This window comes from Pseudomonas sp. FR229a (assembly GCF_030209115.1).
GTDB classification, from domain to species: Bacteria; Pseudomonadota; Gammaproteobacteria; order Pseudomonadales; family Pseudomonadaceae; genus Aquipseudomonas; species Aquipseudomonas moraviensis_A.
The window spans coordinates 52,991-70,991 of record NZ_JARVSP010000029.1; the positions used below are offsets into that span (position 1 = coordinate 52,991).

The window sequence follows — 18,001 nt, forward strand, 5'->3', positions numbered from 1 at the left end:
CCCGCAGTAAAGCGGGCACCGCATCCTGTACCTGCTTACCAGTTGTAACTCAGTTTGGCGGTAATCTCGCGACCCGGGTTGTAGAAGTTCGCTGTGCCGGAACCGACCACGTGCTGCTCATCCAGCAGGTTGCTGACGTTCACTGCGAGGTCGGTGCCCTTGGCGATCTTGTAGTTGAAAGCGGCGTCGAACAGCGTGGTGCCGTCGCTTTTGCCGGAGTTGGCTGCATCGAAGTAATACGAGCCGACGTAGCGTGCACCCAAGCCCACGCTGACATCAGTGGCGGGCACATCGTAGTAACTCCAGAGCGAAGCGGAATGCTTGGGCGCGGTGGAGAACTCGTTCCCCTTGAGGGAACTGCCGTCGTACAACGAACCGCGCAGTACCTCGGACTCCATATAGGAATAGCCACCGATCAGGCTGAGGTTTTGCGTCACCTGCGCCTTGGCCTCCAGGTCGAGGCCACGCGCCCGCGACTCGCCTACTGTCTGCTGCTCAATGATGCCGCTCGGCAGCACCACGGCGATGGTGACGTTTTCCTGGGTCAGGTCATACACGGCTGCGGAGAACAGTGCGTCCATCCCCATCGGCGCATACTTCACGCCCACTTCGTACTGCCTGCCCGTCTGCGGTGTTACGCCAACCTGCGGCGGCGATACCGACTCCACCATGCTCACGTAGGTGGACACTTCATCGTTGACGATATAGGTCAACGCACCTCGGTAGGAGGTTTCGGAAAAGGTGTCTTTCTCAGTGGATTGCAAGCCTTTGCTGGTCAGGTCCATCGAGTCGTTGCGCACCCCCCCGGTGACGATGAACCGCTCGTAGAACGACAGGTTCTGCTGCAGGAATACGGCCTTGGTGGTCGCGTCTCGCTTGTTCACGGCGTACGGCGTGATCGAGCGTGAAACGCCGGTAAACACGGGATTGGCGATGTCGATCGGCGTCGTCAGGGCGTAGACCGAGCTCTCCTTGGTGGTCGAATCGAGATACTCCACGCCCACCAGGCTGCTGCTGTCGATGTTCTCGAAGCGGGCATCGTATTGCAGCATCAGATTGCCGTTGAACTGGTCGGCATCAGTGTCCGTGCCAAACAGGTATCGATCGACAGTAGTACCGACACGGGCGGCGCTGTCGCTGAGGTACACGTAGCCAAAATCATCGGTCAGCTTGCTGTAACGCAGATTGCTGCGCAATACGAAGCCGTTGTCGAAGTCATGGGTGACGTTACCGCTGAGGCTGGTGCGCTCGACATCGTGGAAATTGTAGCTGGGCTCACCGTAAAATTTGCTGCGGTCGTATTCCTTGTCCAGCGGATAGCCGCCACTGTTGGGCGAGCTTTCGGTTTTCAGGTAGTCGAGGATCACCGTGGCCGACGTGTAATCGGTCGGGGCCCAGGTGAGACCACCCATAAACAACTGGTTGTCGTCCTGTGAGTGATCGTACTCGCGGTCGCTGTTCTGGCCTTTGGCCGTAAAGCGGCCAGCCAGGGTTTTCTCGTCGTTCAGCGCATCCCCCACATCGATGCCTGTCTCGACATGGTCAAACGAACCGTAGGTCACATAGCCCTGGCCAAATTTTTCGAAGCGCGGCTGTTTGGTCACGAAGTTCACCGAACCGCCCGGGTCCGCTGGGCCAAACAGCGTGGAGTTGGCGCCACGCAGAATCTCGATGCGCTCATAGGCGAATGGATCTTCGCGTACGCCACGCATCGAACTCAGGGTCAAGCCGTCACGGTAGGTGGTGGCCTGGAAGCCGCGGATCTGGAAGTAGTCGTTGCGGTCATCCGTCCCGTAGAAATCACTGACCACGCCGGGCGTGTATTGCAGCGCCTCTTCCGTGGTGCTGACGCTGCGCTGTTGCATTTCCTTGTTGGTAACGACTGATACCGATGCCGGTGTGTTGAGAATGCTGGTCGCCACTTTGCCGCCGACCCAAAGCTCCTTGGCAACCACCGAGTTGGTGTCGTCGTCGGCACTGACCCTGACCTTGGCATTGATGATGAGGGGTGCGAGGCGGTAATCCTCGACATCTGTTGCATCGAGTTCCAGCGGGCCGGCGGTCTTCGCTTGAGGGACCAGCAGATAAGCATTCGGGCCTTGCTGTTCGATCTGCAATTCGCTCCCCTGCAGCAACGATGACAGCGCTGTCGAAGTCTCGAGCGTGCCATTCACGCCAGCAGTGTTGCGGTTCGCAACACTCGACGCGTCGAAGGAAAGACTGATCCCGGCCTCACGCGCAAAGCGGTCGAGCGCCGGCGCCAATGGGCCGGCAGCAATGTTCCACTGCTTGACCTGATTGCTGTGGTCAGCGCTCGAGGTTTGCGCCAGCGATGGCAACGCGTAGCTGCTCACGATCAAACCGAAAATCGCAGCGTGCATGGCACGATTCAATGGATGGCGCTGTGAAACCGGGGACGAACTCATTTTCTCGCTCCAAGAAAGGACATCGGCAGACTGGCCTGTATTCCGGCCTTCCTTAGAGGTCGAACGAGAATGAGAAACCACCTCATTATTTTTCACGACACGCGAAAATCCTGATGGCCTCAGGTCGCAGCGGTCACGGTCACCCAATATCGGGTTCGGTAGTCAACGTGCAAGCGCAGTGATTGCGCGATCAATGCGAGGACCTGATCGTTGTCAGCCAGCTGGAAGGTGCCGGAAACGCGGCGATCAGCGACCTCTTCGGCGCAGCGCAATACCCCGGGGCGATAACGCGACAACTCCACGATGAAATCATCGAGGCGCATGTTGCGCGCACTGAGCACCCCGTCCCCCCAGCTCCAAAGATCAAGACCGTTGTCCCTGTACGTTCGGGCGCCACTTGAGGTGAACAGCAGAGGATTGCCCGCCTGGGCGCTGGCGCTCGCAGGGGTTTGACTGGAGCCGGGGAAAACCGTGACTGATCCCTGCTGAGCCGCGACCAGCGTGCCATCGTCACGCTCGCGTACCAGAAAGCGCGAACCATGGGCGCGCATGAGCCCGTCACGGGATTGCACCCACAACGGTCGCGTTTGAGGCGAGTGTTGATCCGCTCCGACATTCACGATGATTTCACCACGGCGCAGGATGATCAGGCGTCGCTGGGCGTCGAATTCGCTGTCGACGGCGCTATCGCTATTGAGCTGGACAAGGCTGCCATCGTCGAGCTGGAAGCGTCGTTGCTCGCCGGTGCTGCTGCGTTGCTGGGCAAGCATGGCCGGTACGGGCGTGTAGTCCCGGCCAAGCCAGGCGGCCGCGCCGACAGTCGCCAATACGCCCAGGAGCTTCAGGCTTTCCCGCCGGCGTATTCCAAGGTTGCTGCCTTCAAGGGTTTGTCGGGCCAGTTGAGTGGGTACGCCTGCGAATTCATCCCCTAGCGATTCCACACGCTGCCACGCCAACACATGCTCTGGGCGCTGCTGGAGCCAGTGCTCAAAAGTGCGCTGCGTCTGCTCATCGGCTTCATTGAAGCGAAGGCGCACTTGCCATCGGATCGCTTCGTCGACAATGGCCGGATCCAGCGCCTGCGGCTCACGACTCGACATAACGCAAGCGATAGCAGTGTTGCAGGGCCGTGGCCAGGTCGCGTTCCACCGTCGCGCGGGAAACACTCAGTTTTTCGGCGATTTGCGCGCACGTCAGACCGTCGAGGCGGGCAAATAAAAACGCTTGGCGAACTCTCGGTTTGAGCATACCGAGCATGCGGTCTATGCGCTCGAGCGCATCCAGAATCATCAGCCGGCTTTCTTCCGAGGGAACCTCGTGTTGCGGCAGCGACATGACGCTTTCCAGGTAGGCACGTTCGAGTTCACGACGCCGATACTGATCAATCATCAGTCCACGGGCGATGCTGCTCAAATAGGCGCGTGGTTCGCGCAAGGGGCTGGATTGACGCGCCTTGAGCACCCGTACGAAGGTGTCCTGGGCCAGATCTGCTGCATTATCGCGACATCCAGTGCGTCGCATCAGCCAGCCCTGTAACCAGGAGTGGTGGGTGCGATAGAGCAGCCCTGGATCTGCAGTACCTAGTGTTTCGTCGCTACGCATCGGCATCCCGGGACATACATGATTGATAATGAATCGCATTCTACTCATGCGACAGGTCTCAGGTAAATACGTGGCTTCGTCGAAAGCCCACCATGCTCCCGGCCTTGTCACTCAACCGTCACGGCTGCCCCATAGGCTCTACCGATCTCTACCGTTGACCCACGAGCCCGCACTCCAACATGCCGCCAATCGCCATCGCATCCCCAACCCGGAAAAACATCATCCTGCGCTCCGACAATCTCACCTCCTCCGACTTCGGCGCGCTCTTCTCCAGGCTTTTCGGCAATCGTTACGCCGACACTCCACCACCGCCCTCCAACATCATTATCGGCGGGGTCTACGGGCGGCACGACGGCGTGAGTTTCCGGCGTATGCATTACCACGGCGACTTCAGCGTCACCCTCCCCGATCCGCACAACGAAATCACCTTCGTCATTCCCACCGCCGGCAAGATCGTTTTCAACCACGCCACCGAGTCCATCGGCATGGCGCACGTCGGTCTGGCGATCGACAAGGCGGATATCCGTTCGATGCGGTTTGTCGATGATCACGCGCATCACGGCATTTCGATCAATCGTCAGCAGCTCACCGAGCGATTGTCGGTGTTGCTGGAGAAACCGATTGTGCAGAAGATCGTGTTTGAGCCGAGCGTGGATCTGAATACGCCCGCATTTCATGGCCTCAAGGCATTGATCGATCTGGCGACGGGCACTGAGTTCGATGCACTGATCAACAGCGGCACGCTGATGCCGTCGCGTTTCCGCGAGATGTTGATCGATGCGGTGCTGGAGGCGTGGCCGCACAATTTCACCGAGGCGCTGCGCCGCCCGGCGCCGTGTGTGGCGCCGCGGCATGTGAAGGTGGCGATGGAGTTTATCCAAGCGCATCCGCAGCAGTTGGTCAGTGGTGTGGACCTGGCGCGGTTGAGCCATGTCAGCCAGCGCGCGTTGCAGGAAGGCTTTCGGCGTTTTGTCGGGATGTCGATCGTGGCCTATCAGCGGCAGGTGCGTTTGCAGCGCGCTCATGAAGCGTTAGCGCGCGGGCATGCGGGCTCCGTGACGGAGGTGGCATTGCGCTTTGGCTTCAGCAATGTCGGGCGCTTTTGTCAGTATTTTCAGAGTGCTTACGGCCTAAGCCCGGCGCAGTTGAAGGCCAGGCGTTGACCATTCGCTCCGGTGAAAACTGCATTTGATTGAACAGCAGGCATCTCAGGGCGACTAACCCCAGACAGGTCGCTTGGCGGCACAGCCATTCAAGCGGCGTTTACCTGGCTGCGGCCGGCGGTGGGCTTCGGTGCCGCGTCGTCGCAGGCTTCGCAAGGGGGTTTCAATGACCGAGGATTTCATCGGCTTTTTCACGACGCACACCATTTTAGGAATTTCATTGGCGAACTGGGTCTTGGCGTTTCTCGCCGCGACACTCAGTTATCTGCTGACCACCACCGCGATCCGTTTCGTTTTCCGCAAGGTGCAGGCGCGGGCCAGCGCCGGCAATGGGCATCTGACGTACATGGCCAGCGAAGTGCTGGCGGCGACCAGCACCACGTTGCTGCTGTTGGCGTCGATCCTGGTCGGCATCGGGTTGCTGGATTTGCCGGAGCGCTGGCTCGGGCGCGTGAGCAGTTTGTGGTTTGTCGTCGCAGCGTTGCAGGTCGGCCTGTGGACCAACCGCGCGCTGGCGCTGGGGCTGCATCGCTATTTCTCGCGGCACAACGCGACCGGCACCTTTCAGGCGAGCGCCCTGGCGACCCTGAGTCTTTGGGGCGTCAAGGTGTTGCTGTGGGCGGTGATTCTGCTGGCGATGCTGTCGAACCTGGGCGTCAACATCACTGCGTTTGTCGCCAGCCTCGGTGTCGGCGGTATTGCCGTGGCGCTGGCGGTGCAGAACATTCTTGGCGACGTGTTCGCCTCGCTGTCGATTGCCGTGGACAAGCCGTTTGAGGTGGGCGATTTCATCGTCGTCGGCACGCTGGCCGGTACGGTCGAGCACGTCGGCCTGAAGACCACACGCATCCGCAGTCTCGGCGGTGAGCAGATTGTCATGGCCAACGCCGACATGATCGGCAGCACCATTCAGAACTACAAACGCTTGCAGGAACGTCGGGTGGTATTCGAGTTTCGTCTGACTTACGAGTGCACCACCGAACAGATCCGCCAGATCACCCAGCGCGTTGAAAGCATCATCAAGAACGAAAAACAGGCGCGCTTCGACCGCTGCCATTTCCGCAGTTTTGGTGAGAGCGCGCTGGAATTCGAGACGGTGTACATCGTTCTGGACGCCAGCTACAACGTCTACATGGACGTGCAGCAACGGATCAACCTGGCAATCATGGAAGCGGTGGCCGAGCTGGACGCGACGTTCGCCTTCCCGGCGCGCACGGTGCATGTCGCCTCGCTGCCCGAGCCCGCCGCGCAGCCGGCACGCACCCAGCAATCGTCGCGGGCGCAGCATGCCTGAGGCGGAAAGTAACCTGTGGCGAGGGAGCTTGCTCCCGCTGGACTGCGCAGCAGCCCCGTCTTTTTCAGGGCCGCTTCGCGACCCAACGGGAGCAAGCTCCCTCGCCACAGTGATATGTTCGCCGGGGTTAGAACGCGTAACTGGCCTTGAGCCCGCCATTAAATCCGTGGCTGTCACCGCCACCGTTGGCGCCGACTTCAGCGCCCACACTCAGGGCGCCGAGGTTGGCCATCAGGTTGACGCCGCCGCTGAACTGATCGCGGTTATCGAACGCCGCGCGCTGCTCGATATCCAGCCCCAGCAGGTGGCCTTCGCTGTCGACTTGCTGATCGCCGAGCGCACGTTCATAGCCAACGCGAACACCCGGGACCAACTGCCACGCACCCATCGCCATTGGGGCGAATGACACGTCGAGATTGGCTACGGCGCTGCGCCGGGATTGCTGGATGCCGTCGACGTCGAGCGCCAGTTCGCTGCCCTTCTCTTTGAAACCTTTCAAGTCGAGATGACTGACGCGAAAGCCCAGGCTCGGTTCGACAATCACCCCGCTGAGCGGTGCGCGGTAACCCAACGCCAAGGTCGCGCCGGTGAGATTGCCGTGGCTGTCGCCCTTGGCTGTGCCGAGGCCACCGCCAAGTTCGCGTTTGCTGTCGTAGTCGACGTAACCGGCGCTGGCGCTGGCGTCGACAAACACGCCGCGCTCGAGGCTGGTGAGGCCGTAACGCGCCCCGAGGTTGAGGAAGGTGAAATCAGTATCGGCCTCGCCGCCCGCCCCGCCGACGCTGCCCTTGCTGTAGCCGAAACCGGCCCGCGCGCTGAGTTGTTCGCTGAAGCGCTGGGTAATGCCAAGCATCAGACCCTGGCTGTGTTCGTTGCTGCTGTCGGCATGGGCCGATCCGTCGGTTCCGAGGTAACTCGCGAGTGCGCTGTTCCAGAGGCGGTACTGGCCGACCTTCAGATCGCTGCCGCTGGCAAAAGCTGCGGCGGCTTGTTCGATCATCGCGTTCTGCCGCAAGAGATAGCTGGCCGCATCCGCATGCACCTGACCGCCGACTTGCGTTTCGACACCGCCCAAGGTGCCGGCGTCGATCGCCGATTGCAGGTAATAGTTGTAGGCGCTGTAGGTGCCGGACAGCTCAGAGTTCTGCAACTGCCGCAGCAACTCGGCACCAGCGGCGGCATTGCCGATCATCCCGGCCTGCCCCGGCAAGCTGTTGTACTCGACCAGTTTGCCGCGCAGCACATAGATGGTTTCCTGGGACAGACCGAGGCCCTGCTTGAGGTAGTTGTCCATGCTGCCGTACTCGGCGGCGACCTGGTCGAGGCCGGCCTGCAAATAACTGGCCTGCACGCCGAGCAGCGGCTCGTAGACAGCGGCCATGCTCGGCGGCAAGGCTTTCAGAGTCGCAGCGACACGGGCGGCGGTGTAGTCGTTGGTCGCCAGATAGTTGGCCATGATGGTCGCCTCATCGACACCAGCGATGCTCTGCAACACAGCGGCGGTCCAGCCGGTGCGATCCTTGCCGGCGGTGCAGTGAAACAACTGCGCGGCGTCGACGCTCGCCAGCTCATTGAACAACTGGCCGAACTGCCCGCGCATGCCGGCATCGCTGACGAACGCACGGTTGGTCTGTTCCATCATCGCCACGGCTTCGGCGGCGCTGCGAAACGAGATGCTGGTGATGTCCGCACCCGAGGTGGTGCTGCCAATGATGTCGATATTGCGATAGGCCGCCCCCGTGATCATCGTATCTGGCGTAGCAGCGATTTCGCTAGGCGTGCGCAAGTCGTAGATGGCTTTGATGCCCAGACCATTGAGCGTCGCCAGATCCGCCGCCGACGGCGTCAATGCGTTGGAGCGATAGAACACACCGCTGCGCATGGTCCCGTCGTGGGTCGTGGAATAGGCGGTAGTGATGCCGGCAATGTCGCGAAAGTTGTCGATGCCGGACAAGTGCGGCGTGTCGAGTGCGACAGGCGTGGCCGCATGGGCAGCGGCGATGGACAGGCTCAGAACGGACAACGAACACAGAAGACGTTGGAACACAGTGCAGCCTCATGAAATCAGCGTTGGGCTGGTCACTATGGGCAGGCCAGTGGGAGGCAATATGACAGTTTCGGGCGGCCACGAAATGCCTGCGCGAATGGGCCGTGGGGTGCGTGATTTGTCCATGAATCTCGAATCCGGCACAAATCCCCTGTAGGAGTGAGCCTGCTCGCGATAGCGGTGGTTCAGGTTGATTGATGGTGACTGAAACACCGCTATCGCGAGCAGGCTCACTCCTACAGGGGATCTGGTGTGTCAGGAAAGTATCCGGTTTTTCTACTTGTCGCGCGCAGCGACAACGCCTTATAAGACTGCCATCACTTTCAAGAACAAGAGGCTGTACCCATGAGCAACGCCTGGAACGAAGGTTATTTCACCGACGAAGGCTACACCTACAGCTATAGCCGGGAGATCAATCCGGTATTCCTGCGTTACTGCCTGTTGTTGCGCGGTTTCGCCACGCTGGACGGCAACGACGGCGTGCACTGCGAACTGGGCTTTGGTCAGGGCGTATCGATCAACATCCACGCCACGGCCAACCCGGGCTCGTTTGTCGGCACGGATTTTCACCCGGGCATGGCGGCCCATGCCATCGACCTCGCGACTGCCGCAAACAACGGCGCCCGTCTGTATGACGACAGTTTCGAACAACTGCTGGCGCGCCATGACCTGCCGCAGTTCGACAGCATCAGCCTGCACGGCATCTGGACCTGGGTCAGCCGCGACAACCAGAAACTCATCGTCGAATTCGCCCGCCGCCACTTGAAACCGGGCGGCATGCTTTACGTCAGCTACAACTGCTTCCCCGGCTGGTCGCCATCGGCGCCGCTGCGCAATCTGTTCAGTCTGCACGACCGCTTTGCCAATGCCTCGTCGCGCTCCGATCAGCGCATCGACGCCGCGCTGCAATTTTCCGAAGCACTGCTCGCGGCCAACCCGAAATACGCCGCTGCAGCGCCGAGTCTCGGTGCGCGGTTGCAGAGCATCAAGGGCCAGGATCGTCATTACGTCGCCCACGAATACTTCAACCGCGATTGGAATTGCATGTACTTCGCCGACATGGTCGATGCGCTGGCCCCAGCCAAACTCGACTACGCCACCACCGCCGTGCCGCTGGATTCGGTCGACCCGCTCAACCTGAGCGCTGAAGGCATGGATTTTCTGGAAACCATCGAACACCCGGTCATGCGCGAGCAAGCGCGTGACTACTTCGTCAACCAGCACTTCCGCCGTGATCTCTACGTGCGTGGCGCGACCCGCCTGTCCGCTGCCGAACGCCGCGCGCGAATGCTCCACACGCGTTTTGTGCTGCTGCAACCCTGGGACACCGTGGCAGGCTCGGTCACCGGTCCTGCCGGCGAAGCGACCCTGCAACCGGAGATTTACGGCCCGGTACTCGATGCGCTGGCGGCGCAGGACTATGCCGCCAAATCGATGCGTCAGCTGCTGTCCGAGGCTGCGCTGGCTTACGACGACCTCGAACAAGCCCTCGCCGTGCTGATCGGCATGGGCGCCGTAGCCCCGTGCCAGAGCGAGACCGCCGAGTCGCAGGTCAGCGGACGCTGCGCCGCACTCAACTTGCAGCTGTGCAAACGCTCGCTGTACGGCGCCAACATCCAGACCCTGGCCAGCCCGGTCACGGGTGGTGGCGTCACGGTCAGCCGCTTCCAGCAGTTGTTCCTGATTTCGATCAAACAAGGCAAACAGCAACCAGCCGAGTGGGCACAACTGGCGTGGGGGGTAATCAGCGAACAAGGTGAAGTGCTGGTCGACAACGGCCAGCCGCTGCTCACGCCCGAAGCCAATATCGCCGCACTGACCGCACAGGCGCAGGTGTTCGCCGAGCAAACGCTGGTGGTGCTGAGGGCGTTGAAGATCGCCTGACGCGTCAATCGGGTCTGTTTTTCTCCACAGAACGACTCGGTCTGCTCCCTCTCCCTCGGGGAGAGGGCTGGGGTGAGGGGCTTTTGATTCTAGATGTCACGGGTGAAACCTGACCCTGAGCCAACCGTCCTGTTTCCGGAACTTTCCGCCCTCTGCCGTCCGTCCTGCAGCCTCGCAATAAACGAAATTTCCGCCCCACCCGCTCCTCACAACTATGCATGCGCTCACACCCACAAGGGTGACTGCGCGATAGCCTGGTCTGAGGAAAATTTGAATGTTCATACATAACAAGCGACTTCAGTACACCGTTCGAGTGGCCGAGCCAAATCCGGGTCTGGCCAATCTGCTTTTGGAACAATTCGGGGGCGCCAATGGCGAACTGGCCGCGGCAGCGCGCTACTTCACTCAAGCCTTGGCCGAGGAAGATCCGGGGCGCAAAGATCTCCTGCTGGACATTGCCACCGAGGAGTTGAGCCACCTGGAGGTGGTCGGTTCGATCATCGTAATGCTCAACAAAGGTGCCAAAGGCCAACTCGCAGAGGGTGTTCAGGAAGAAGGCGAGCTGTACCGCGCTCTGAATGGCGCCGGCAATGACTCGCACATCACCAGCCTGCTCTATGGCGCAGGCGCGCCTCTGGTCAATTCGGCCGGTGTGCCGTGGACAGCGGCGTATGTGGATTCGATCACCGAGCCGACCGCCGACTTCCGTTCCAACATCGCTGCCGAAGCGCGGGCGAAAATTCTCTACGAACGCTTGATCAACATCACCGACGATCCTGGCGTGAAAGAGGCGCTTGGCTTCTTGATGACGCGGGAAATTGCCCATCAACAGTCGTTCGAAAAAGCCCTGCATTCGATCCAGCCAAACTTCCCCCAGGGCAAACTGCCGGGCATGCCGGAGTTCACCAACAAGTACTTCAACATGTCTGGCGAACCCAACGTTCGTGGCCCGTGGAACGAGGGCGGTGCGTGGGAGTACGTGGAAAACCCAGAGCCGGCGGTCGACGGCGGCGATGGTCTGGCGACCGTCAACCTTCCTGCTGAAGACGAACAAGTGCTGGAAGCGATGAAGACCCGCACAGCCTCTGACCCACTCAGCGAACCGGTGACCGGTGCTGATCTGGGTTCCGGTTATGTCCAAGGCAGAGATGTCTGAACCCAGTCCGGCGGCCCCGTCCCGGGGTCGCCACTTGCTCAAGGAGAACAACATGAAAAGCAGCAAAGTTCTGGCACTGACCTCTGAACATTTTCAACGCTTGATGGAGCAGGCCTCCGCGGGTTTCGAACTGGACTGCCGACAGGCCTGTCGCGGGCTGAAAGTCAGCATGGCGGTGAATGTTTTCGGTCTGGGCACCCTGCTCCCGAATAATTTCGCCGACGAGACTACCGTCCAGCCATCGGACGAGCAGCCACCAGTCGATGACACCCCATCCATGATGCCCATGGTTGCCAAACGCGCATCCGCACAGCGAAGCCGCTCAGTGGACATGGCCGAACGTTTTCATCGGTGACAGGAGCGCGACATGAGAACGCATAAAAATCCGAGCGTCACCTCAGGCCTGACCGTCGCTCCTGGAGTCCAGTTTCTGCTGGGTTGTGCAATATTTGCCGGCGGAACGCTGATCATAGTGAGCGAACTGGCGGGAAGGTTTGTTGCGATGTGAGCGGTGTGTAGCGGCCTTGTGCATCGGCAAACCGTAAGCTCAATACAGCACCGCAGCCGCTTCCCTCATGAAGATTTCGACAGTCTTCGGCCCTATCCCCTCGAACTCGGACAGGCGCTTCTCCAGCGCCTTACGATCCGCGCTCGCTGCCACCATGTTACTGACCTTGCCGGCATATTCGGTGTTGAGCTTGTTGGCCAACGCGAGTAAGCGCGCCGCCGTGCTCTCGTCGTAGCGCACGTAACGCGCCTGCCCCAACATCGACACCAGTTGCCGATGCGTACACTGCGCGAGCTTTTGCGGGGTGTCTTTCTGATGCTGCTCTACTATGACTTGGTACGCCTTGGCGGCGATGGCGCCCTGTATCCTTTTGCCCATCAGAAAACTGGCAAGCAGCCATTTGAACAGGCCAGGTTCGCTGGCGGTGTGCAGATCGATGTTCAAGTCACCGGCGGTGATGATTTCACTCACAAGTCTCACCTTAAATCGCGCTTCAGTTACAGATGTTGACCCGGCACCGCTTTGAACGATCCAATGGCCGCCGCTTGCCCAAGGCAATAAATTGAATCCCCAGTGGAAACGGATGGTCATCTTTCGGAGATGAGAGATGACAAGCATAAGGACCTTCAAATGCTCGGTCGTAAACTTCCCGACAGCAAAGGGCATGACGCCGCAGAAACCGCTCCCATCAAAGCTGCCAGCGAGATAGCCGCTTTCCGCCTGACCGTGATCTTCATGCTGACGGTGATTCTGGCGTTTCTGGGAGTGGAAGGATGGCGGACGTGGCGTGACTACCACTCCGCGTTTTCGTCCGCCCGGGATTCGGTCACCAACCTCGCTCGGGCGACAGCACAGCATGCCGAGGACGCCATTCGCCAGGTCGACGTATTGACCGCCGCGCTGGGCGAGCGCGTCGAAGGCGATGGCTTGCAGAACATTGACGTGCCGCGCATCCACAAGTTGCTGGTCCAGCAGGCCAAGCTGATGCCGCAGCTGCACGGCCTGTTCATTTACGGCCCGGACGGGCACTGGATCGTCACCGACAAGGAAATCATCCCGGACCCGGCGAACAACGCCGACCGCGATTACTTCCAGTATCACCGCACCCACACCGATCGAAACGTGCGCATCGGCGATGTCGTCAAAAGCAAATCCACCGATGACCTGATCATCCCGATTTCGCGTCGCTTGAATAACCCGGACGGCTCCTTCGCCGGCGTGCTGCTGGGGACGATCAAGGTCAGTTACTTCGTCGACTATTACGGGGATTTCAAGATCGACGACAAAGGTGCGCTGGTCTTGGCGTTGCGCAACGGCACCATCCTCGTACGCCGCCCCTTCATCGCCTCGGTGATCGGTCAGAGCCTGGCCGACAGTGAGGTTTTCAAGAACTACCTGCCCTATTCCAACCAAGGTATCGCCGAGGTCCGAGCCATCGTCGACGGCACCCAGCGTTTGTACGGTTACCGCGCCTTGACCACGTACCCGTTGGTGGTTGAAACCGGACTTTCCCGCGAATCGATCATTGCGCCGTGGCGCTGGGACCTGATCAAAACCGGATTCGTGTTGATGTCGGTAATCACGGCGTTCACGGTCTTCGGGCTGATTGTCTTGAGGCAATTGCGCCAACGCATGGTGATGGAAAAGGACCTGCGCAAGGCCCACCAGGCCATGAAGGACATGGCGTTGACCGACAGCCTGACCGGGCTGGCCAACCGCCGCCGCCTGGACACCGCGCTAGCCGACGAGATTCGCCTGGCCAGACGTCAGGGGTCGTCGATTTCATTGATCATGCTCGACGTTGATCACTTCAAACTCTACAACGACACCTACGGCCATGCTGCGGGTGACGATTGCCTCAGCGCTGTCGGCCAAGCGATTGCGCAAGCGGTAAAACGACCCGGTGATCTGGCCGTGCGTTATGGCGGCGAGGAATTCTCCGTGTTGCTGCCCAACACGGATATTCGCGGGGCGGCGCTTGTGGCTCAGGACATACTTGAGGCTATTCGCTCCTTGCGGCTGGAGCACAGAGCCCATCCGCAGGGTCACGTCACTGCCAGTGCAGGTATTGCGGTTGGCAAACCGGCCGAACATGAAGTGACCCCCGCCACTCTTATCGAGTCGGCTGACAAGCTGCTTTATGCAGCGAAGCAAAAAGGCAGGGATCGCTACTGTATCGGCGATGAAGGGCTCGGCGCCTAGCCACCGCGCCTCAACGGAAGCGCAGCATCACCGCTGCGCGAACCCGCTGTACGCCAAACACCGTCATGCGCAGAAATTCCTGGTGACTGACCGGCAAGTGCTGGCAGTCCAGGCCGCGCTTGAGTTTGCTGTGATCGACATCCGGATCATGCAAATAGACGAAGTCCTGGTCACACGCGGTGATGATCACCCAATGCGGCGCTTTCAAGCGGGTGAATCGGTAGCTGCTGATCAGCACCAGCGGTTTGTAGCCGGCCGCCAACGCCGCACCGACATCCAGACTGGATGCCAGCACCTGCTGCACTTGCGTGGCAGCCAGATCTTGGGCAAAACCATCCTCGACCAGTTTCATGATCGACTTTTTCTCTGTGCTGCGTACGCCGTGAAGAAAAAGCGAGCCCTGGTGGCTGACCTCCAGGCGCACATCGAAACCGCGCCGCCAGGCGGCCAATGCGAGGCCCTGAGGGCTGCAGCCACCGTGGCCCGCGGTCATGAAAATGGTGGTTGCCTCGCGCCATAGCTGGATTTCCTCCGCTCGGGTCATGGCACGGGTCGGATCGATGGCGGACATCGCCATCAGCAGGCACGCCGCGCCGCAGGTGAATTCGGTGGTCTGCTGGTAGTACGGTACTTGGCGGGCGGGTGCGGGCGCTTCGCACAGGATGCGCTTCTCGTAGCGCAACGCCTCGCAGTGGTCTTCGTAATAGTCCTCGACGCTGGCAAAGCGCTGATAGCCGTTGGCTTCGTAGAGGCGGATGGCAGCGCTGTTGTCCGCGCGCACCTCCAGCCGCAGCCATGCGCAATTGCGCGCCAATGCGCAGGCCTGGGCTTCCTCCAGCAGACGCTGGCCAAGCGCATGTCCGCGCCACACAGGGCTGACGGCAATGGAATACAAGCGCCCCAGCGAAGTGCCGCGGTGAAAAAGCACCAAGGCATAACCGGCAAGTCTTGCGTCCGATGTAGCGACAATCAGCGCCGCGTTGGCACGACTGAGCATCCAGCTGAAGTTGCGCTGATTCAATCTGTCGAGGGCAAAACACGCCCGCTCCAGTTCGAGCAGATCGTCGATATCGTCCATCGACGCAAAGCGAAAATCAAAAGACATGACCGCACCGTAAAGTTTGAGTAACGAACCGGGACAGGCCCAGTGGCCCGTGATTTATTGAAGCGGCGTCTTCTTCAACAGGGATTCATTACTCATGTCAGCGGTGCAAGCCAACGTGAACGAAGTATTAGACAAAACCGAGCATTCGACAATCTCCCTCAGCGAGGAACCTCCCAGTATCAAGCCCTCGGGGAGTCGATTGCTCATCCTTGTCGAACGCAAGGATGACTGGGCTGATTACTTGCCCAGCGAGAGCCTGATGCTCGCTCAGGACTACCTTGAACACAGCGACGATTTTCCTCATCGCACCCAAGTCATCAACCTCTGCCGCAACTACAAATATCTCGGCCAGGGCTATTACTGCTCATTGCTGGCCGAGGCGCGCGGGCACAAGGTGTTCCCCTCGGTTCGCACCGTCAGCGAGCTGGCGCGCAAAGCGCTTTACGGGGTCGGGCTGAACGATCTGGAACGCACCCTGGAGCGGGCGCTGGCCAACCATCCATACGGCGAAACCGAGGCTTTCACGCTGTCGCTGTACTTCGGCAAGGCCTCGATCGAGCCGCTGCAAGAGATCGGCCGTCAGCTGTTCGAGGCGTTCCCCTGCCCTATCCTGCTGGTGGAGTTTCGCCGTGGTGAGACCTGGCAGATTGCGGGCATCAAAGCCGGGGCGCTGCACAGGCTTCGCGACGAACAGCAGCACGTTTTCGCTGATGCACTGGATGCTTTCAATCGCAGGACGTGGCGTCAGCCAGCCTCCAAACGTGTGGCCCGATACGACCTGGCCATCCTGCATGATCCTGACGAAGCCCTACCGCCCTCGAACCCCGAGGCATTGCAGCGTTTCATCGCAGCGGGCGAACAGCTGGGCATCGATGTCGAGCTGATCGAGAAAAAGGACTATGCGCGGCTCGCCGAATTCGATGCGCTGTTCATCCGCGAAACCACGCGAGTGGATGATCACACCTATCGGTTTGCCAAGAAGGCGGAAAGCGAAGGCCTCGTGGTGATTGACGATCCGTCGTCCATCCTGCGCTGCACCAACAAGGTTTATCTGGCCGACCTGTTGAAGCGCCGAGGTCTGGGCATGCCCGTAACAGAAATACTCTACAAGGATCGTCCGCAGGAACTTGAAAACGTCGGGCGTCGCCTGGGTTTTCCCTTGGTACTGAAAATCCCCGATGGCTGTTTTTCACGGGGGGTTATCAAGGTCACCGATGCGCAAGCGCTGGCCACGGCTGCGCAGGAATTATTCGAGCACTCGGTGCTGCTGCTCGCCCAAGAGTACTGCTACACCGAATACGATTGGCGCGTCGGCGTGCTCAATGGCGAGGCGCTGTATGCCTGCAGGTACTTCATGTCCAAGGGGCACTGGCAGATTTACAACCACAAGGCCCTGCCCGGCGAGATCAACGGCATGTGCGAGGCGGTGCCCGTCGAGCAAGCACCGCCCGACGTCGTGCAACTCGCGGTACAGACGGCAGGGCTGATCGGCGATGGCCTCTACGGCGTCGACCTCAAGCAGGCGGGCGATCGGGTTCTGGTCATCGAGGTGAACGACAACCCCAACCTCGACGCCGGCATCGAAGACGCGGTGCTGGGCGACGAGCTGTATCGGCGCGTGCTGCAAGCGTTCACGCAGAGGCTCGAGCTCAAACACCGTGGCCAGGCGTGGTGAGCGATGATTGAACGCTATTGCATTGATTGCGGTGCACTGCGCCAGGGCACCGAAGACGAGGCGACTGTCTGGCTGGCCGTCGCCCCGAACGCCGTCGAGCAATCGACGTTGCAAACACGTCTGGGCATTGGCGCTCAAGTGCTGGAGTCGTCACTGGATCCGGACGAGGTGGCCCGAATCGAAATCAAACCGGATCACCTGTTCCTGATCTGGAAGCGCCCGGAAAGCTTCGACGGGCGAGCATTCAACGTCTCGTCATTCGGAGTGGTGCTGAGCGAAAAGCGCCTGGTGGTTATTTGTGCGAGCAACTCGCTGCTCTCCAGCCTTGAGCAAGATGCGCAAATGACCGGGCCACTAGATGTGCTGATGGCGTTGCTCGCTGAAAGCGTTCATCACTACCTCGGGCATCTGCGCGTGGTCAAACAGATCGCCCGGGAGATTCAACAGCAGTTCACCCGTGCGATGGACAATCAGCAACTGGCGCAGATGTACAACCTGAGCGAAAGCCTCGTGTACTACGTGAATGCGATTCAAAGTAACGGCGCGGTGCTGACGCTGCTGCGCAACCACGGCCAACGCCAAGGCTTCAGTGACGGTCAACTGGAATCGCTGAACGACCTGATCGTGGAAAACGAACAAAGCTTCCAGCAGGCCAGAATTCACGCCAAGGTCTTCGCCAACCTGATCGAGTCGCATGGCAATCTCGCCAACAACAGCATGAACCGGGCGCTGCGCAAGCTGACGCTGATCAACGTCGTGTTCCTTCCGTTGAACCTGATTGCCGGCATCGGCGGCATGTCGGAGTTCAGCATGATGACGTCCGGCGTTCCATGGTGGATGTCTTTCCCGGTGCTGATCGCTTGCATGGGTCTCGTGGGCGCGGGGATGGTGCTTGCACTGCGGCGCATGGCGTGAATCCGGGTCAGGTCCTGCCGCCGC

General features: G+C 60.2%; 15 protein-coding genes. 9 read left to right on the top strand and 6 right to left on the bottom strand.

Annotation, left to right across the window (positions count from 1 at the left end; translation table 11 throughout):
• Nucleotides 1–35: 35 nt before the first annotated feature.
• The 3 genes from QRN33_RS22765 to QRN33_RS22775 all read right to left on the bottom strand — a co-directional run bounded on the left by QRN33_RS22765 (nt 36) and on the right by QRN33_RS22775 (nt 4,028).
• Nucleotides 36–2,426, bottom strand: coding sequence for a TonB-dependent siderophore receptor (locus QRN33_RS22765; RefSeq protein ID WP_285410226.1), 2,391 nt, complete (start codon nt 2,424–2,426; stop codon nt 36–38).
• 119 nt (nt 2,427–2,545) lie between these two features.
• Entirely contained in the window at nt 2,546–3,526 is a 981-nt protein-coding gene (locus QRN33_RS22770; protein ID WP_285410228.1) for a FecR domain-containing protein, read from the bottom strand.
• Complete coding sequence (locus tag QRN33_RS22775) at nt 3,513–4,028, bottom strand: sigma-70 family RNA polymerase sigma factor (RefSeq protein ID WP_064362049.1); 516 nt, start codon at nt 4,026–4,028, stop codon at nt 3,513–3,515. The genes QRN33_RS22770 and QRN33_RS22775 overlap by 14 nt, the downstream gene beginning before the upstream one ends.
• 179 nt (nt 4,029–4,207) lie before the next feature.
• On the opposite strand from QRN33_RS22775, the gene QRN33_RS22780 reads away from it, so the two are divergent.
• The gene (locus QRN33_RS22780; RefSeq protein ID WP_285410230.1) at nt 4,208–5,191 is read left to right on the top strand and encodes an AraC family transcriptional regulator; all 984 of its coding nucleotides are present in this window, start codon (nt 4,208–4,210) and stop codon (nt 5,189–5,191) included.
• A 166-nt stretch (nt 5,192–5,357) separates the two neighbouring features.
• Nucleotides 5,358–6,485, top strand: coding sequence for a mechanosensitive ion channel family protein (locus QRN33_RS22785; RefSeq protein ID WP_042610236.1), 1,128 nt, complete (start codon nt 5,358–5,360; stop codon nt 6,483–6,485).
• 127 nt (nt 6,486–6,612) lie between these two features.
• Here the strand turns inward: QRN33_RS22785 and QRN33_RS22790 are convergent, their stop codons facing one another.
• Complete coding sequence (locus QRN33_RS22790; protein WP_285410232.1) at nt 6,613–8,532, bottom strand: tyrosine-protein phosphatase; 1,920 nt, start codon at nt 8,530–8,532, stop codon at nt 6,613–6,615.
• 345 nt (nt 8,533–8,877) lie between these two features.
• On the opposite strand from QRN33_RS22790, the gene QRN33_RS22795 reads away from it, so the two are divergent.
• The 4 genes from QRN33_RS22795 (at nt 8,878) to QRN33_RS22810 (ending at nt 12,080) form a co-directional block, all read left to right on the top strand.
• Nucleotides 8,878–10,416 (top strand): methyltransferase regulatory domain-containing protein, encoded by a 1,539-nt coding sequence (locus tag QRN33_RS22795; protein WP_285410234.1) that lies wholly within the window; start codon nt 8,878–8,880, stop codon nt 10,414–10,416.
• Between the two features lie 274 nt (nt 10,417–10,690).
• Nucleotides 10,691–11,572, top strand: a complete 882-nt coding sequence (locus QRN33_RS22800; protein ID WP_042610233.1) for a manganese catalase family protein — start codon at nt 10,691–10,693, stop codon at nt 11,570–11,572.
• A 52-nt stretch (nt 11,573–11,624) separates the two neighbouring features.
• Nucleotides 11,625–11,927: a hypothetical protein gene (locus QRN33_RS22805; protein WP_123418456.1), complete on the top strand. Its 303-nt coding sequence runs from the start codon at nt 11,625–11,627 to the stop codon at nt 11,925–11,927.
• 12 nt (nt 11,928–11,939) lie between these two features.
• Nucleotides 11,940–12,080: a hypothetical protein gene (locus QRN33_RS22810; protein ID WP_156889229.1), complete on the top strand. Its 141-nt coding sequence runs from the start codon at nt 11,940–11,942 to the stop codon at nt 12,078–12,080.
• A gap of 39 nt (nt 12,081–12,119) precedes the next feature.
• On the opposite strand, the gene QRN33_RS22815 is transcribed toward QRN33_RS22810, so the two are convergent.
• Nucleotides 12,120–12,551, bottom strand: a complete 432-nt coding sequence (locus QRN33_RS22815) for an HhH-GDP family DNA glycosylase (protein WP_285410239.1) — start codon at nt 12,549–12,551, stop codon at nt 12,120–12,122.
• A gap of 159 nt (nt 12,552–12,710) precedes the next feature.
• Here QRN33_RS22815 and QRN33_RS22820 point away from each other — a divergent pair, with 159 nt between their 5' ends.
• Nucleotides 12,711–14,282, top strand: coding sequence for a sensor domain-containing diguanylate cyclase (locus QRN33_RS22820; RefSeq protein WP_285410241.1), 1,572 nt, complete (start codon nt 12,711–12,713; stop codon nt 14,280–14,282).
• Between the two features lie 10 nt (nt 14,283–14,292).
• Here the strand turns inward: QRN33_RS22820 and QRN33_RS22825 are convergent, their stop codons facing one another.
• Entirely contained in the window at nt 14,293–15,387 is a 1,095-nt protein-coding gene (locus QRN33_RS22825) for a GNAT family N-acetyltransferase/peptidase C39 family protein (protein ID WP_285410243.1), read from the bottom strand.
• A gap of 94 nt (nt 15,388–15,481) precedes the next feature.
• Here QRN33_RS22825 and QRN33_RS22830 point away from each other — a divergent pair, with 94 nt between their 5' ends.
• Together QRN33_RS22830 and QRN33_RS22835 are read left to right on the top strand one after the other, a co-directional pair.
• Entirely contained in the window at nt 15,482–17,062 is a 1,581-nt protein-coding gene (locus tag QRN33_RS22830) for a RimK family ATP-grasp domain-containing protein (protein ID WP_042610229.1), read from the top strand.
• Nucleotides 17,063–17,065: 3 nt separating this feature from the next.
• Entirely contained in the window at nt 17,066–17,977 is a 912-nt protein-coding gene (locus QRN33_RS22835; RefSeq protein WP_285410256.1) for a magnesium transporter CorA family protein, read from the top strand.
• Nucleotides 17,978–18,001 lie beyond the last annotated feature (24 nt).

What these genes read in the sequence shown, in the direction of transcription:
- QRN33_RS22765 (WP_285410226.1), bottom strand. Translation starts at nt 2,426, where the DNA reads ATGAGTTCGTCCCCGGTTTCACAGCGCCATCCATTGAATCGTGCCATG.
- QRN33_RS22770 (WP_285410228.1), bottom strand. Translation starts at nt 3,526, where the DNA reads ATGTCGAGTCGTGAGCCGCAGGCGCTGGATCCGGCCATTGTCGACGAA.
- QRN33_RS22775 (WP_064362049.1), bottom strand. Translation starts at nt 4,028, where the DNA reads ATGCGTAGCGACGAAACACTAGGTACTGCAGATCCAGGGCTGCTCTAT.
- QRN33_RS22780 (WP_285410230.1), top strand. Translation starts at nt 4,208, where the DNA reads ATGCCGCCAATCGCCATCGCATCCCCAACCCGGAAAAACATCATCCTG.
- QRN33_RS22785 (WP_042610236.1), top strand. Translation starts at nt 5,358, where the DNA reads ATGACCGAGGATTTCATCGGCTTTTTCACGACGCACACCATTTTAGGA.
- QRN33_RS22795 (WP_285410234.1), top strand. Translation starts at nt 8,878, where the DNA reads ATGAGCAACGCCTGGAACGAAGGTTATTTCACCGACGAAGGCTACACC.
- QRN33_RS22800 (WP_042610233.1), top strand. Translation starts at nt 10,691, where the DNA reads ATGTTCATACATAACAAGCGACTTCAGTACACCGTTCGAGTGGCCGAG.
- QRN33_RS22805 (WP_123418456.1), top strand. Translation starts at nt 11,625, where the DNA reads ATGAAAAGCAGCAAAGTTCTGGCACTGACCTCTGAACATTTTCAACGC.
- QRN33_RS22810 (WP_156889229.1), top strand. Translation starts at nt 11,940, where the DNA reads ATGAGAACGCATAAAAATCCGAGCGTCACCTCAGGCCTGACCGTCGCT.
- QRN33_RS22820 (WP_285410241.1), top strand. Translation starts at nt 12,711, where the DNA reads ATGCTCGGTCGTAAACTTCCCGACAGCAAAGGGCATGACGCCGCAGAA.
- QRN33_RS22825 (WP_285410243.1), bottom strand. Translation starts at nt 15,387, where the DNA reads ATGTCTTTTGATTTTCGCTTTGCGTCGATGGACGATATCGACGATCTG.
- QRN33_RS22830 (WP_042610229.1), top strand. Translation starts at nt 15,482, where the DNA reads ATGTCAGCGGTGCAAGCCAACGTGAACGAAGTATTAGACAAAACCGAG.
- QRN33_RS22835 (WP_285410256.1), top strand. Translation starts at nt 17,066, where the DNA reads ATGATTGAACGCTATTGCATTGATTGCGGTGCACTGCGCCAGGGCACC.